The organism is Chitinophaga sp. Hz27 (assembly GCF_042263525.1).
In the GTDB taxonomy this organism is placed as follows: domain Bacteria; phylum Bacteroidota; class Bacteroidia; order Chitinophagales; family Chitinophagaceae; genus Chitinophaga.
Genome location: NZ_JBHKFJ010000003.1, coordinates 58,246 through 71,487, shown reverse-complemented (window position 1 = coordinate 71,487; position 13,242 = coordinate 58,246). Strand labels below are relative to the sequence as shown.

Sequence of the window (13,242 nt, the reverse complement as noted above, 5' to 3'; positions counted from 1 at the left end):
CTAGAATATTTTCTTTGGCTCTTGCCCATCTGGTGTGAGCCATTTTTCATATACCAACCGAACGGCAGTATAATTTTTTGATGTAAGAAAAGCCTGCATACGTTTGTTGTTGGTAAGCGTATAACGCACCATACGTCGTATTCCCTGAGCGATGTATTTATTTTCCAGGTCTTCGTTCATACTGCGGTAGATGCCCATCTGGCGGTAGTCTGGCGCCACATAGCCATCGGATACATAGAGCGTATCGCCGGTGTAATCTTCTATCCTGCTTTCATCGGGATATTCAAGGTAAGCGAAGATGAATCCTACTGGCTTATCACGGTCCCATGCAACGATGCAGGTGCCTTCATATTCTTCCTGCATTTCTATCACATGTTGCATGTAGTTGTCCGCAATGTCCTCCCAGGCTGCGGTGGCCGGGAAGTACTCTTTTTCTGAAAGATGCAGCTGATGCAGCATATCAGCCATTATCTTGTAATGGTCCCGGATGCGTATATGCGTGAGCGTTATCATTCGTAATCAGGTTTAATCGGGCTACCGGTCCAGCTGGTATTGGATTGCAGTTTTTCTCCCTTCATGACCAGCGACAGTGGTGCGAGGTTGACATCATCACCGATTTCGCTATCATACAAGATGATGGTGCGGGCGCCGATGCTGCTGCGTTTACCAATTTTTATCGGACCAACTTTCATTACGCGATCTTCGAAGAGATGCGTCTGTGGGCCGCTATCATCATTTAACGCAGAGTCGCTGCCTATTTCCACCATATCAAACTCGGTGATATCAGTGGTGAACAGCCATACACGACGACCGGTTTTTACGCCCAGGAAGCGCAATAAAACGGGTAACCATGGCGTGCCTTTCAGGTATTCCAACAGGAATGGCACTGACAAGGCTTCGTAGGTAGAAGTAATGCCTTCACTGCGCCATACAGCAGATGTCCACATTGGACTTTGTTTTGAATGGTACACGCCCACCATAATCCATTTCAGCAACACCGTAAAGAGAAATGCTGGTATACCCAGGAAAAACAGGTAGTAGAATGGAAATTGCAGGAAGATGTTTCCTAATGATTTCTGCGTTACCAGGTCATGCGCATAGGCGATGAAAAGGATACTGCAACAGATTACTACTGTTTCGGGTATGAGTATACGAATAAATTCCGCTGTTGCTCTTGCCAGCTTGCGCAGCAAAGTAGGATGGGTGGTGAGTTCTGGCGGGAAGAAACGACTTTCCTGCCTGCGTGGCAGTGCGATCGCCGGAGAACCAAACCAGTCGCGGGCTTTGTCTGCAGCCATCTGCTCTTTGGAAGGCGGTGTGGATAACACGCCTATGAGCATATTTTCAGGCAGTTCATATCCTTGTGGGATGAGTGCACTGTTACCAACAAAGCTGGTATTATGAATAATTGTTTTTGCGAGGGTGAGCTGTTGGGCTCTAACGTCGGATTCGCCGAGGGTAACGGCATCTGCAACAAAAGCGCCGTCGCCGATTTCCAGCAATGGATGTGTAACGCTGCTGGCGGTGGATACCTCTGTGTTTTTACCAATCTTGGCGCCCAGAGCGCGGAACAAGGAACTAATATATACCGTTGCAAAAATCGGGTGTATTACGATCAGTGATAAAGACATCAGCTGATCCGCAAACCATTTACGCACATAGAATGGGCTGTATATGGGGTAGATGCCCGGTTTGATGCCCCATTGCAGTAAGCGTGTAAGGATCACCGTTTGTGTGGTAAACAGTAGTATATAGGTCAATGCCAGCACTGGTGTGATCACCATGTAGTTGAAGTTGTAGTCCGGAGCAGCATTATCCAGTTTATTGATGGTAATGATGGTGGGCAATAACGGCAACAGTACGGTGAAAGGAAATACCAGTAGGAAGAGCGAGAATACGAGGCTGTATTTAACGCGTCTTGCCATAGAAACCGGCAGTGGCTGTGGTAGTTCGTTTATAGATTTCTTCTGTTTCAGTTGAGCAGGACTTCCTTGCCATATTTCTCCCTGAGCGATTGTTTTTCCTTGCGGGAGATAGCTAAGGTCTGTGAGTTCGCTCCAGTTTTCCATGATGGCGCCACCGGCGATAACGGCACTACTGCCGATGTAGGCATGATCACCGAGATGTACTTTTCTCAGTTTGAGCATACCATCTTCTACCCATGCGTTGTTGATTACTGCCTGGGAGCTGATACTAACGTCGCTGCCTATACTGACCAGGTCTTCCGCACCAATGGTCACGGAGCCGAGCTGTGCATCGGAGGCTATTTTCACACCTAGGAAACGAAGGAAGGTTGGATATAGCGGTGTGCCTTGCAGGAATTGAGCAGGCATCAGGCGTTGCATGGTTTTTACGAACCACCAGCGGAAATAATAGCTACCCCAGAGTGGATAGTCGCCTTCTTTCATTTTACCGATTACCAGCCATTTGAAGATGATGATCAGGGAAGTGAAAACTGGCGGGAGCAGGCAAAACATGCCTAATGCCGTCATGATGGCGTAGCTCAGCTTTCCAGTATCTTCTGCTACGTAGTAATAGCCGAGATAAGGGAAGAATATCTGCATGGCAAACAGTCCGAAAATCAGCAGGAGACTGATTGTCTGGGCTATCCAGCAGAGTGTATGTCGCCACCATGGCACTTTATTGAAGGTATGTTGTTTCTCTTTTCCTTGTTGCGGTGCGGAAGCCCAGGTATCTACCAAAGCTTGTAAGGGGCGATGTATGTAGATATCTTTCAGAGAGGCTTGTGGTATATCCGCTTCACGGCGTAGTCTTGATACGAAAGCAGCTGCCAGCAGGGAGTGTCCGCCGAGGTCTGTGAAGAAATCTTCCTGCAGGTTGATGGTTTTATCAGGGAATACTTTCTCCAGTACAGCGATGACGCGCTCTGGTAAAGGGGTGCCTGTATCAATTTTGAGTGGTTCGGTGGCTTGTGCAAAAGCAGAAGGAACGGGTAGAGCCTTACGGTTTATTTTTCCGCTTGGGAGCCTAGGCATATCATCCAGTTCCATGATAACGCCGGGCACCATGTAGGTGGGCAGTGTTTTGGCCAGTTCCTGGCGCATATCTGCCTCATGGATGGTACTGCCAGTATCTTTTACAACATAACCTACCAGTTGATCTTGTTCGTTGCTATCTTTTCTGACGGCAACGGCAGCAGCCGAGATACCGGGGATATCATTGAGTTTATTTTCTATTTCGCCTAGTTCTATGCGGTAGCCGCGAAGTTTGATCTGGTCATCGAGGCGGCCCTGGAAGTCGATGTTTCCATCGGGCAGGATGATGGCAGCATCACCGGTTTTGTATACACGATCTCCCGGAATTGCGTCCAGGGAGGCGGGTTTGTCCATGAATTTTTCGGCGGTAAGGTCTGGGCGGTCTATATAGCCCATGCCTACGCCAGGGCCGGTAATTACCAGTTCGCCGCGTTCTCCGAGGGGGAGGATATTCATTTGGCTATCTACTACTGCCATGTTGTAGTTGGGCAGTGGATGACCGATGGTGATGGGATCTCCGGGGAGTAATCGTGCGAAGGTGGCGCTAACGGTTGTCTCCGTAGGGCCGTAACTGTTATAGAACTCGCGTGGCGGTTTTCCCCATCGGGCGAGTACTTGTGGCGTACAGGCTTCACCGCCGGCATTTAGGAGACGGATGGTGGGGATATCGTTGTCCATAATGGCGAGTAGGCTCGGCACGGCATGGAGAACGGTAATTTTTTCTTTTTTTAGTGTGTCGCTCAGTTCATCGATAGCTTTGGCGGTGGTGGCATCAGCTACCCAGAGTGTAGCGGCGGCGAAGTAACTGAGCCATGTTTCTTCGCACCACATATCGAAGGATACGGAGAAGCCCTGGTATACTTTATCGCTGCTTTGGATGTTTAGCACAGTTTGTTCTGACCTGATGAGGTGGCAGATTTGTTTGTGCGTGATGGGTATTCCTTTAGGTTTACCGGTGCTGCCGGAGGTGTAAAGCACGTAGGCGATATTTTCCGGCTTGGCACCAGCAACCAACACAAAATGGTCGTTTGCCTGTGGTACTTGTGGTACGTTAAGTATGGTGGCATTGAGTTGCAGTGGTTCCTGACTAAAGCAGGCGGCAGCCTTTACTTCTGTCAGTACACCTTCCACACGTTCTGCAGGCATTTCTCTGTCCAGGGGAACATAGCCTGCACCTGCCTTGATAATACCCAGAATTGCCACATGGAGTTCCGGGCCTCTAGGCCACCAAACGCCAACGATGCTACCAGGGCCTATTCCCTGGGATTGCAGCATGGCCGCAACTGCATCACTCCAGTGATCCAGTTGTTTGTAAGTAAAAGTCTGTTGTTGAAAGATTATGGCAGTATGATGCGGATGGTGTTGAACCGTGTTCGCAAACATCTCTGCTAATGTTTCTGTATGAAGTAAATCCGGCCGCTGGGGTCCCATTACTATGCTATAACCATTCATATATTGCTGCCCGAAAATGTAGTTCTAAAAAACTCGTAATTGTGATTGGTGCTGTTTTACGGCGGTTGCTCCAGTGCTGTCAGTAATCTACCTTGTGTAGTGATCGCATAATAGGGCCCGGTTCCGTTTTACCATCTGCATTCAACACACTTGACATCATATTCATGTCTGATTGGGTAAAGGTTAAATGCAAAGGTAATATATACTATGCTGGTCCTGGCTTATAATATGCTTAAAAATACAGGTCTGTAGAGGATAACACTTATTAAAAAATATTGTTTATAAGGTTAGATTTTTCATGATAAATTTTTAACATTTGATTAATATGGATTGTCCGAGCCTCCCGACAGCTTAACTTACCTTTTTATGACGCGCGCGACTGCCATAGTCCTCTACTTACTAAATGTTAAGATTCGCCTTTTTGTTATAAATTGTAGTTTAATCGGGAAACCGACTCTTTAAGCAGAAAACCTTCTTTATTGTTACTATAGAGTTCCTATGTCCAGAAAATACTCCTTATTGCTGCCATTATTCTTCCTGTTATTCTTCATAACGGCAATAGCTTACTATTTTTCTCCTGAACAACGTTTCCGTCGCCAAAGACGTATCATGAAAATGAGAATGGAAGAAATAGCAAGAGACAAAGCCAGACAAGCAGCAGATTCTAACAATATCCCTTATTCTAAAACACAACCAACGAAATAATTTTCTCTCTGATTAACGCTCTCACCTAATGCAAAGCAGGAAATTTTTTTCCTGGACTTATAATGTATAAATTTTTGAATATTAATATATTAACATTAATCTATCTAAATAATACTGCATTATTATTGCAAACACTATCATGCAATAAAATATTTTATTATTTTTAGTCAAGTTTGCTTTAAGTAGCATTTTATCGCTTATAGAGAAAGAGAATCGATAAAAGCACCACAACTTTTTATCGTGCGTATATGACCAAAATCTGTGACTAATTTGTATTGTAGCCTGGTAATGAAAAACAATAATGCTGACCTGATCATCTTCTAAAAAAGGATATCTCCCATCGTCTGGATCTGTTTTTCACTACTAATAAATCAGCACCAAAAATAAAATCAGTCTTACCACGCGAGAGAACAGGAATGTTGTTATGTAGTCCATTTATTATCATCAGATAGGAAGATATCTGTGTTTTGCTTTTACCTTAACCAAGATTTAATGAGAAGAAAATCCTTTGCAACGAACTGTAAGTATCAATACTGTATAGAATTTAATATGCCAATTATTCATAGGGCAGACTAGCGCGTTTATTTTAAACATAGGAAGATGCTGTACGTTATGCGGTGAAAACCGCTAGGGGTCTACTTATGCCCAGATAAGACCTGTGGTCATGCCTGGCCTGAATAATCTTTTTATAACCAAAATCTGAATCAGACAAACACGTAACAAGAGGAAAAAAATCAGTCAACTTTAATTCAGTCAATTTCTCACAACCAAAATCTGAACTACATGAGGAAACTATTACTCGTGGTGGCCAGCATGCTATTGCTAGCATCTTCGCTATTGGCCCAATCTCACAGGACTGTTTCGGGTCGCATAGTAGATGACGCCGGCGCTGCATTACTCGGGGTAACGGTTAGTTATCCTGGCGGCAAAACAGGTACTGTTACCAATGCAAAAGGTGAATTTACCTTATCACTTCCTGAAACAGTAAAACAAATCAAAGTATCGATGGTAGGCTACGAAACCAAGCTGATACCGATTTCCGGGCAGAATGGTTTTAACATCACACTTGCCACTGATGCCAAATCAATTTCGGAAGTGGTAGTAGTAGGGTACGGTACGCAACGTAAAGCAGAAGTAACTGGTAACATCAGTTCTATCAAAGGAGGTGCTGTTGCAGAACTTCCTATCCAGAGCTTTGAGGCAGGCCTTGGCGGCCGTGCTGCTGGTGTACAGATCACTGTACCTAACGGCGTAGTAAACAACCCGCCGGTATTCCGTATCCGTGGTGTAAACTCGCTGTCGCTGAGTGCTTACCCGCTGATCATCATCGATGGTGTCGCCACTTTCACTGGAGATCAGGGCTCCACCAGTGCGCCACTGAACCCACTCGCCAGCATTAACCCTGCAGATATTGCCTCTATCGAAATTGCCAAAGATGCAGCTGCTACTGCTATCTACGGTAGCCGCGCTGCTAATGGTGTCGTGTTTATCACCACCAAAAAAGGTAAAGCAGGTAAAGCAAGATTTTCTTATGATGGCTGGGCAGGTTGGTCAACGCCAACGCGTATGCCTAAACTGCTGGATGCTAATCAGTATATCACCATCAAGAACGAAGGTATCCTGAACAAAACCCCTGGTGCTACTAATCTTTATGCGCTCAATAAAGATGCAAACGGGAATCCTATTAATACTAACTGGCAAGATGTTGTTTACCGTAAACAGGCTTTCTCGCAGCAACATAGCTTCAATGCTTCTGGTGCTACAGAAAGTACCAGCTATTATTTATCTGGTGGTTACAGCAGGCAGGAAGGTATTCTGAAACGTAATGCTTTCAATCGTAAAAACGTTCTGTTTAACCTGGATCAGAAAGTTGGGAAAATACTTACTGTTGGCGTTAAAGGCTCTTACAGCAATGAATTGAGTGAAATTTCCGGGTCTTCTGGTTCTCTGGAAGGGGAGGCATTTAACTCCGGTGGTCTGGCTAGGTTGGCATTCCTTACTTCTCCAATTGCGGCGCCATACAATAATGATGGGTCCTATAGCTTGTTGTCAAACGGATATGTATCTAACCCTATTAATCCTAGCTTACAGGTTGGTCTGTACAATCCACAGGTATTGCTGGATAAAGATAAATCCAATACCGAGTCCAATCATATTCAGTCTTCCGTATATGCACAGCTGAAACCATTCGAATGGCTAACGCTGAAAACGATGTATGGTATTGATTATCTTTTGATGGACAACAATATTTACCGCAATAATAAAAGTGGTGATGGTGTTAGCTTAAAAGGAGAGGCCATCAGTATTTCTTCCAATTACAAAAGATGGGTATGGACAAATACCGCCCAGTTTGCACATTCTTTCGGCAATCATAACCTGAACCTGTTACTGGGTATGGAGCAACAGCGTGATACGCGTCAGCGTTATGGGTTGGACAGACAGTTCCAGGCGGATGATTATTTTAATACTACACAAGGTGGTTGGTTGATCGATTATTCTACCGGTATTTATTCCAGAGATAACTATTTGCTCTCAGGGTTCGGACGACTGAACTATAACTTTAAAGAAAAATATTTCCTGAGTGGTAACCTCCGTCAGGATCAATATTCCGCATTTGCGAAAGATCATAAAAAAGGTAATTTCTATGGTTTCTCTGGTGGATGGGAAGTAGCTAAAGAAGATTTCTGGGCCGAAGGTGCATTAGGAAAAATCTTCAGCAATTTCAAAGTGAGAGCCAGTTATGGTAAGGTGGGTAACTTTGCCGGCCTGGGCGACTACGACTTTATGTTCCTGTATCATCCATTGCTATATGGCGGTAATAAGGCGATGTATTTTAACCAGTCTGGTAACTCCAACCTTACCTGGGAAGAAAGTAAAAAGACAGATGTGGGTATCAACTTTGGTATTCTTAAAAACCGCATCAACTTTGAATTTGCCTACTACTACAACAATATTGATGGGTTGATCCTCTATCTTACACAGGCGCCTTCTGCCGGATTACCAACAACTGTACCTTACAACTCAGGTTCTATGTACAATAAAGGGCTGGAAGCTAGTGTAAATGCTGTAGTACTGGAAAAGGGTGCATTCAGTTGGTCATCTAACTTCAATATTACCTATAACAAGAACCAGATTACTTCTCTGGCGGATGGTATGACTGAAGTGCCATTTACTACTTCTTCACTGGAACAAACTTCTATTAATAAAATTGGTCTTCCTGCAAGTATGATTTATGTGGTAAGATCTGCCGGTGTAGATCCTGCTACAGGTCAGCGCATGCTTATCAATGCAGCAGGTGAAACAGTGCGTTATGATCCAGCGGCAGGAGCTTACTACTATATGGATGGCAAGCCTGCGGCTGCAGTGAATGTTAAGTCTGCCGTACCATTTGCTAATACCAATCCTAAATTTATCGGTGGTTTTGAAAACACCTTCCGTTATAAAGGTTTTGAACTGAATGTATTACTGACCTATCAAACTGGTTTCTCTGTGTACTATGGTTCCAATGCAGGTTTAAGAGATCAGCGTTATTGGAACAACACTACAGATGTATTACGTAGATGGCAGAAAGCGGGTGATGTTACTGATATCCCACGCCTGGTTGCAGGTGATAACGTATCTAATGGTAGCTCCTATGCTATTTCTGCCAACGTATTCAAAGGCGATTTTCTGAAGCTGCGCACCCTTGGATTGAGCTATAACATACCTTCCAATGTGACCAAACTGGCGCACCTTTCAAACGTGAGAGTATATGCCAATGCACAAAACCTGGCTATCTGGACTAAATATCCTGGTCCTGATCCGGAAGTATCTTCCAACGGTAACAACGCATCGGGTCAAGGTATTGACCGCAACACGCTGGCCAACGGACGTACTATCACAGTGGGTTTAAATGTTAATTTCTAAACCGAATGAAGATGAAAAAAATTAGCGTATATACATTAGTGTTAGGTGCAATGATGATGGCATCTTGCCAGAAATCGCTGCTGGATCCTAAACCGCAGTCGGACCTTGATGCAGGCCTTGTTTTTGATACGCCAGACCGTATCGCCAGCCAGAACAATGGTTTATACACCGTGCTTAAAAACGGTAAATTCCTTGGTGGGAAATTTCAGATTGCCAACGAAGCACGTGGAGAAGATTACAGCAATGAACTGTCTAACTCCGTTACCCTGGCGCTTACCTGGAGAAGAAACGTAGGTAATGAAACCCAGGAAGTAAAAGAAATCTGGAGCCAGGGCTATCTTACTATCAATAACGCGAACCTGTTTATTGACGGTATGGCAGCGCAGGGGAATAAAGTAGTAGGCGACTCCTTAGGAAAGATCTACGTGGGTGAAGCTAAGTTTGTGCGAGCACTTTCTTATTTTTCATTGTTGCAATTATATGCTCGTCCATATTGGGATGGTACCGGCGGCAAACCTGGGCTGATCCTGTATCTGGAAGGCCATAAGGAAAAAGGTAACTATGCAAAAGCAAGAAGCACCGTGGCCGACGTCTATACGCAGATCCTGAAAGATTTGGACGAAGCAGAAGTTGTACTGCCTAAATCCACGGCGGGTACGGTGAAGGCCATTACGCATGCTAACTACTATAGTGTGGTAGCACTGAAGACACGTGTATATCTGTACATGGGTAAATATGATAAGGTGATTACCGAAGCACAGAAAATAGTAACAGGTACCACCTCATTTAGTTCTCCTGGCGGGCATGCATTGAATACAGAGATCGCCAAAGTGTTCGCACCTCCTTATACCACTACAGAATCTATTTTCTCTTTACCATTTACAGGTACTACCGGTGACTATCCTGCTACACAAACACAGCTGGGATATTATTTTGCGCCTGCTACGTTGCCTTATGGTGGTAATGGTGAATACTCGCTGATATCTACTGGTATTATTTCCGACTCTTCGTGGAAATCAGCCACAGATACACGCAGGAAATTCTTGTTTGTTGTAGGTTCAAAAAACTTCCTGGTAAAATATCCTACGCCAAACCCGTATACAGATTGGGCGCCGATTATCCGCTATGCTGAAATATTGCTGAACTATGCAGAAGCGCTGGTGAAACAAAATAACTCCGTAGATCCGACTGCGTTAGCCCTGCTGAATGCAGTGCGTCATAGGTCTGATCCTACTGTAACCTTTGCTGCCGGAGACTTTGCAACACCAACAGATTTGGTAAATGCTATCTGGAAGGAAAAACATATTGAACTACTGGGAGAAGGTTTCAGAGGCATGGAAGTTACCAGAACGCAACAAAATTTTGTGGCCAGAGGTGGTGTGGTACAAACACTTCCTACAGATACAAAGTATATCTGGCCTATATCTTCTGATGAATTGGTATATAACAAACTTTGTGTTGATAACCAGTAAAAAGTAGTTTCCTCTTTGTAGCGACGTGGCATTATTTAATGCTGGTCTTTTTCATAAGCAATAATGGAGTCCCTCCCACTCGGGAGGGACATTTGTTTTGGTTGGTGCCCGAAACCAACCTCACAAATAAGCCGCCCATACTAGGTATGGACGGCTCCATTGTCTTGATGCTGTATTGATATTTTCTTAGATCTTTTCTGCAACGAAACCAGCTTTTGCTACGATCGCTGCTACTTCTTCTGCAGAAACACCCGCTGCTTCTACTGTTAATACCTTCTGTGGATTTGCAGTATCAACGTTCCATTTTTCAACGCCTTCTGCTTGATTTAAGTGTGGAGTTACTCCTGCCACACATCCGCTACAATTGATATTGGTTTTGAATTTGTAAGTTTCCATATTGATTTGATTTATATTATTGTTTATGAATAAAATTGTTTAAAAATTTGTTTAAAGTTTGCTCCATTTTAATCGCAGACTATTTGCTACCACAGATACAGAACTCAGTGCCATGGCTGCTCCTGCGATCATTGGATTTAAAAGAAAACCATTTACAGGATATAATATGCCTGCGGCTAAAGGAATACCTATCAGGTTGTAGATGAATGCCCAGAAAAGGTTTTGACGTATAAGCTTCACCGTTTGCCTGGATAGTTTAATTGCTTTAGGTATCATCAACAGGTCTGAAGAGATGAGCGTCATGCGGGCCACGTCCATGGCAATGTCTGTACCTTTACCCATCGCGATGCTCACATCTGCCTGTGCCAGTGCGTGGCTATCGTTGATACCGTCGCCGGCCATCGCTACCACATTACCTTGCTTTTGCAGTTTCTCTACAAAGGCCGCTTTATCGGCTGGCAGTACGTTTGCTTTGAAGTGCGTGATACCTGTTTTCTCAGCTACAATTTTTGCCGTCTGTTCATTATCACCGGTGAGCATGTAAACAGTTACACCCATGTTCTCCAGTTTTTTCACAGCGGCGGCGGAGGTTTCTTTAATCTGATCCGCGATAGCCACAGCAGCCAGTGCTTCTCTTTCATCCGCAAACCAAATAACGGTTGCTGCATCTGCTAGCCAGCGGTCAGACTGTGCTTCCAGCTGTGCGCCTACTTTTACACCAAGACTATTAATATAATTTCTGCTACCGGCGTAGTATTTTTTACCACTGTAGGTGGCTTCAACGCCTTTACCAGTCACGCTATTAAAGTGTTCCGGTTGTATGGTTTCATTTACGTTTAAGTATTTAACAATAGCTGATGCCAATGGATGTTCGGATTGTTGCTCGATGCTGTAAAGCAGTCTGGCAGCTCGTTCTGTGTCGATGCCTGCTTTCCATTGGATGCCGGTTACTGCTGGTTTGCCAGCGGTGATAGTACCAGTTTTATCGAGTACTACAGCGTTGATTTTGTGTGCTAATTCAAGGCTTTCTGCATCTTTAATAAGCATACCGTTTTCAGCTCCTTTTCCTACACCTACCATGATAGCGGTTGGTGTGGCAAGACCTAAAGCACATGGACAAGCAATGACAAGTACTGTTACCATGGCCAGCATACCTTGTGTGAAGCCATTGTCGCCACCGAAGATCAGCCACGCGATCAATGTTAGTATAGCCAATCCCGTTACAACGGGAACGAATATACCAGCGATTTTATCTACGAGCTTTTGTACCGGCGCTTTACTACCTTGTGCTTCCTGCACCATTTTGATGATCTGTGCCAGCATGGTATCACCGCCTACTTTCAGGGCTTTGAAACGTAATACACCTTTCTGATTAATAGTGCCAGCGAATACTTCCGCGCCGTTCTCTTTCAGTACTGGTAAAGGTTCTCCGGAGATCATGCTTTCATCTACATAAGAACTACCAGTGGTTACTGCTCCATCTACAGGGATTTTTTCACCTGGTTTCACCAGTAATAAATCACCCACTTTTACTTGTGACAGCGGCACTTCTACCGTTTCACCATTGTCCTGGATGAGTTGTACTGTTTTAGGTTGCAGTCCTATTAATTTTTTAATGGCTGAAGAGGTATTTGATTTCGCTCTTTCTTCAAGGAGCCGGCCTAAGAGGATAAAGGTTATCACTACTGCGGCGGCCTCGAAGTATACGTGTGCGTGTAATCCGCGGCTGTGCCAGAATTCAGGGAGGAGAGTGTTGAAAACGCTGAAGATATAAGCGATACTGGTGCTCAGTGCTACCAGCGTGTCCATGTTAGCAGCTCTGTGTTTGGCCTGGCGCCAGGCATTCACATAAAACTGGCGGCCAAAGATCAATACTACTGGTGTAGCGAGTGCCCACATAATATAGTTAGCGTAAGGCATATTCATATATATCATACCAATGATTACCAGTGGTACAGAGAATATGATAGACCAGATGGCCTTTTTACGCAGTGTTTCAAATTTATTGCGATGCAGATCTTCCAGGGCTGCAGTAGCTTCTTCGGATTCTTCTGTTACCAGGTCATAACCGATAGACTGTATAGCGGCTTTTAAGCCATCAGGGCCTACTACCCATGGTTGATATTCCACGGTGGCGCTGGAGTTGGCGAAGTTAACGCCTACATGCACTACGCCTGGCGTGGCGCTCAGCATAGATTCTGCGCTAACAGCGCAGGAGGCGCAGCTTAAGCCGGTGATAGGGAATGTCTTTTTTATGATTTGTTCCTGTGTTTCCATATGATTCAAATTGATAGATCAAAGGTCGGACACAACAG

The 13,242-nt window shown here is 44.6% G+C and carries 7 protein-coding genes; 3 read left to right on the top strand and 4 right to left on the bottom strand.

The genetic code is table 11. The annotated features are described in order from the left end of the window. Both ACE38W_RS07135 and ACE38W_RS07130 read right to left on the bottom strand, forming a co-directional pair. A complete protein-coding gene (locus tag ACE38W_RS07135; protein WP_375829712.1) occupies positions 1 to 513 on the bottom strand; it encodes a GNAT family N-acetyltransferase in 513 nt (170 codons plus the stop codon). Continuing rightward, complete coding sequence (locus ACE38W_RS07130; RefSeq protein ID WP_375829711.1) at positions 510 to 4,379, bottom strand: Pls/PosA family non-ribosomal peptide synthetase; 3,870 nt, start codon at positions 4,377 to 4,379, stop codon at positions 510 to 512. The genes ACE38W_RS07135 and ACE38W_RS07130 overlap by 4 nt, the downstream gene beginning before the upstream one ends. A gap of 567 nt (positions 4,380 to 4,946) precedes the next feature. Here ACE38W_RS07130 and ACE38W_RS07125 point away from each other — a divergent pair. The 3 genes from ACE38W_RS07125 to ACE38W_RS07115 all read left to right on the top strand — a co-directional run bounded on the left by ACE38W_RS07125 (position 4,947) and on the right by ACE38W_RS07115 (position 10,531). Next, positions 4,947 to 5,153, top strand: coding sequence for a hypothetical protein (locus ACE38W_RS07125; protein ID WP_375829710.1), 207 nt, complete (start codon positions 4,947 to 4,949; stop codon positions 5,151 to 5,153). 783 nt (positions 5,154 to 5,936) lie between these two features. Beyond that, on the top strand, positions 5,937 to 9,059 hold the full coding sequence (locus ACE38W_RS07120) for a SusC/RagA family TonB-linked outer membrane protein (RefSeq protein ID WP_375829709.1): 3,123 nt from the start codon (positions 5,937 to 5,939) through the stop codon (positions 9,057 to 9,059). A gap of 11 nt (positions 9,060 to 9,070) precedes the next feature. Further along, positions 9,071 to 10,531: a RagB/SusD family nutrient uptake outer membrane protein gene (locus ACE38W_RS07115; protein WP_375829708.1), complete on the top strand. Its 1,461-nt coding sequence runs from the start codon at positions 9,071 to 9,073 to the stop codon at positions 10,529 to 10,531. A 186-nt stretch (positions 10,532 to 10,717) separates the two neighbouring features. Here ACE38W_RS07115 and ACE38W_RS07110 read toward each other — a convergent pair whose 3' ends face one another. After that, positions 10,718 to 10,927, bottom strand: coding sequence for a heavy-metal-associated domain-containing protein (locus ACE38W_RS07110; RefSeq protein WP_375829707.1), 210 nt, complete (start codon positions 10,925 to 10,927; stop codon positions 10,718 to 10,720). 51 nt (positions 10,928 to 10,978) lie between these two features. Then, entirely contained in the window at positions 10,979 to 13,204 is a 2,226-nt protein-coding gene (locus tag ACE38W_RS07105) for a heavy metal translocating P-type ATPase (RefSeq protein ID WP_375829706.1), read from the bottom strand. Positions 13,205 to 13,242: the final 38 nt, after the last annotated feature.

Coding starts and splice junctions, on each gene's coding strand:
- ACE38W_RS07135 (WP_375829712.1), bottom strand. CDS start 513: ATGATAACGCTCACGCATATACGCATCCGGGACCATTACAAGATAATG.
- ACE38W_RS07130 (WP_375829711.1), bottom strand. CDS start 4,379: ATGTTTGCGAACACGGTTCAACACCATCCGCATCATACTGCCATAATC.
- ACE38W_RS07125 (WP_375829710.1), top strand. CDS start 4,947: ATGTCCAGAAAATACTCCTTATTGCTGCCATTATTCTTCCTGTTATTC.
- ACE38W_RS07120 (WP_375829709.1), top strand. CDS start 5,937: ATGAGGAAACTATTACTCGTGGTGGCCAGCATGCTATTGCTAGCATCT.
- ACE38W_RS07115 (WP_375829708.1), top strand. CDS start 9,071: ATGAAAAAAATTAGCGTATATACATTAGTGTTAGGTGCAATGATGATG.
- ACE38W_RS07110 (WP_375829707.1), bottom strand. CDS start 10,927: ATGGAAACTTACAAATTCAAAACCAATATCAATTGTAGCGGATGTGTG.
- ACE38W_RS07105 (WP_375829706.1), bottom strand. CDS start 13,204: ATGGAAACACAGGAACAAATCATAAAAAAGACATTCCCTATCACCGGC.